Origin of the sequence: Corynebacterium sp. BF-R-2, assembly GCF_024586525.1 — a bacterium.
Classification (GTDB): Bacteria; Actinomycetota; Actinomycetes; order Mycobacteriales; family Mycobacteriaceae; genus Corynebacterium; species Corynebacterium singulare.
In genome coordinates this window covers 1-2,499 of the sequence record NZ_JAMFTP010000026.1, presented here as the reverse complement: position 1 = coordinate 2,499, position 2,499 = coordinate 1, and the positions used below count along the sequence as shown (strand labels likewise).

Sequence of the window (2,499 nt, the reverse complement as noted above, 5' to 3'; positions counted from 1 at the left end):
CGGATTACCGTGCGGTGATGACGCTGCTTTTAGGGAAGCGTTCTTACCGCCAGATTGAAGACCAGCTCGGGTGCTCGCACCGCGCGATTTCCCGAGCGAACCAAGCGCTGCGACGCCTTGGTTTGACCACTGCCCAGCAGGTCGCGGCGTTGACGAATGACGAGCTGGACGAGATATTCGTTGATAAACGCACCAGCGGGCAAGGCGAATTCGTCCCGATTGACTTTGACGCGGTCGTTAAAGCACGCACAGGGCGTGCGAAGCAGACACTGCAAGTATTGTGGGCTCGCTACACCACCACCCCCGCCCAGCCGGGCCAGCGGCACTACAGCTACGACCGGTTCCGCCAGCTGGTTGCCTCCCATGTCGATGCGGCCGGGCTTACCGCCCGGATCACTCACGCGCCAGGGCATACGATGCAAGTGGATTGGGCAGGGACCAAGATGTGCCTGTACGACCCTTCCGGCACACCGGGGGTGAAAGTCAGCATTTTCGTCGCCTCGCTGCCGTATTCAGGGATGCTGTTTGCCTGTGCGTGTGTTGACCAGCGGCAGCAGTCTTGGCTTGATGCCCACCGTCAAGCGTTTGACTACTTCGGCGGGGTCTGCCAGGTTGTTGTACCCGATAACGCGTCGACGGCGTCGAACGCGATCAGCACTGCCGATAGGAATCGGAAGGTCAACGACACCTACCAGCAGTTCTTGGAGCACTACAACACAGCAGCACTTCCCACTCGCGCGCGTCGGCCGAAGGATAAAGCGAATGTAGAAGCTGCGGTAAAGATCGTCACGCACAAAGTCATCCACGCCCTTGAAGGCCACCAGTGTGTTGACTTAGACGAGCTCAACGCAAAGATTGTGGGCGTAGTTGACGCGATCAACACCTCCGTGCCGTTTCGCAGCCAGCAGTCAAGCCGCAGGGATCTCTTTGAAGAACATGAGCAACATCTCCTTGCTGACCTGCCGACAACCCCGTGGCAACACACCGAGTGGAAGCGCGCGAAAGTGGCCCCAGATTTCCATATCACGGTTTCAACCGTGCGCTACTCCGTGCCACACCAGCTTGTTGGCCGCACTGTCGATGTACGCATCACCGGGCACGTCTTAACCGTCTTTGACCAGGGGACAACCGTGGCAACACACCGAGTTTCGCATAAGCGTGGGGCCTATGTCACTGACTATGAGCACATTCCATCTGGAATGGACTCCACCCGTGGTCTGTGGACAAGCGACTACTTTTATCGCGAAGCCAGCAAAACCGGCCCGGCAACACGCAAAGTCATCGAAGAACTTATCGCGGCGAAAGCCATCCCGGCCCAGGCATACCAGTCCTGCAGAAACGTGCTGTCAATGGGCAAACACGGCAACAAACCAATCCTGGAAGAGGCATGCCAGCGCCTGACCGCCAGCGACGACAGCCGACGGGCGGTGTCCTATACCGCGGTCAAAAACATGATGGCCGCCGTACGCAAAGAACACGCCACACGGCCTAGCGGGTTAGACCAGCCCCCGCGCAGCACCACAACCAATCAGCACACCGGCCCAGCACCCTGCGACCGGGATACCACCGGCGCGTTTCTCGGCGGTGCAGAACAGTTCAGCATGGACAACCTCACTCAGAAAGGAAACTAAAGCCCATGTCATCACCAACCCCGCCAACAGATCGCTTCCTTGATGAATCCGTTTTGGCCGACTTCACCGCGCTGCGGATGACTGCCTTCGGCAGAAGCGTCATCGACATCGCCAACGATCCCGCATTCGACGCATGGACGTTTTCCCAAAAAGTGCTCTACGCACTCGATAAAGAAGTCGCGGCCAGGCGTGAACGACGCATCAACAAACTGCTGAAAGCATCCCGATCGCCAAACCTTGATGCTTGCCTTGAAAACGTGGTCTGCACACCTGACCGCAACATCAACCCCGAGCAAGTCAGCAGACTCGCTCACGGACAATGGTGCCACCTGGGACAAAACATTGTCATCCTGGGCAAATCCTCAGTCGGCAAAACCTACCTCGCCCAAGCACTGATCACAGCAGCATGCCGCAACGACTACTCCGCACGGTTCTACCGCACCGACATGCTCGCCGCCGAACTAGCAGTCCTGCAACCCGATGACCCCATACGGCTGAAGTTCATCCAACACCTTCACAACGTCGACGTCCTGGTCCTAGATGACTTCCTCACCACACCTATTGATGCCGCAACCGCGCACCAAATTCTCAACATCCTCGCCGGGCGTGAAGGCAAAGTCTCAACGATTGTCACCGCACAATTCACCCCGCAAGAGTGGTACAAGTCCATCCCCGACGCCGTGATCTCCGAGTCAATCCTCAACCGACTCGTCTCCGGCGCCGAGATCATCACACTCGAAGGACCAAACATGCGACTGACCACCCGCACATAACCACCAACAACGCCTGAGTAAGACACCGCTACCGGATACTCACTCAGGCGCTACCAGATACTCACCACACCGCTACCATTTCAGTCTTCTGAACA

At 57.7% G+C, this 2,499-nt stretch carries 2 protein-coding genes; both read left to right on the top strand.

Translation table 11 applies throughout. The features are described from left to right. On the top strand, positions 1-1,631 hold a 1,631-nt coding region (gene istA, locus M5J09_RS13095; protein WP_257158157.1), incomplete at its 5' end, for an IS21 family transposase. 5 nt (positions 1,632-1,636) lie between these two features. Then, positions 1,637-2,404 (top strand): ATP-binding protein, encoded by a 768-nt coding sequence (locus M5J09_RS13090; protein WP_257158156.1) that lies wholly within the window; start codon positions 1,637-1,639, stop codon positions 2,402-2,404. Positions 2,405-2,499: the final 95 nt, after the last annotated feature.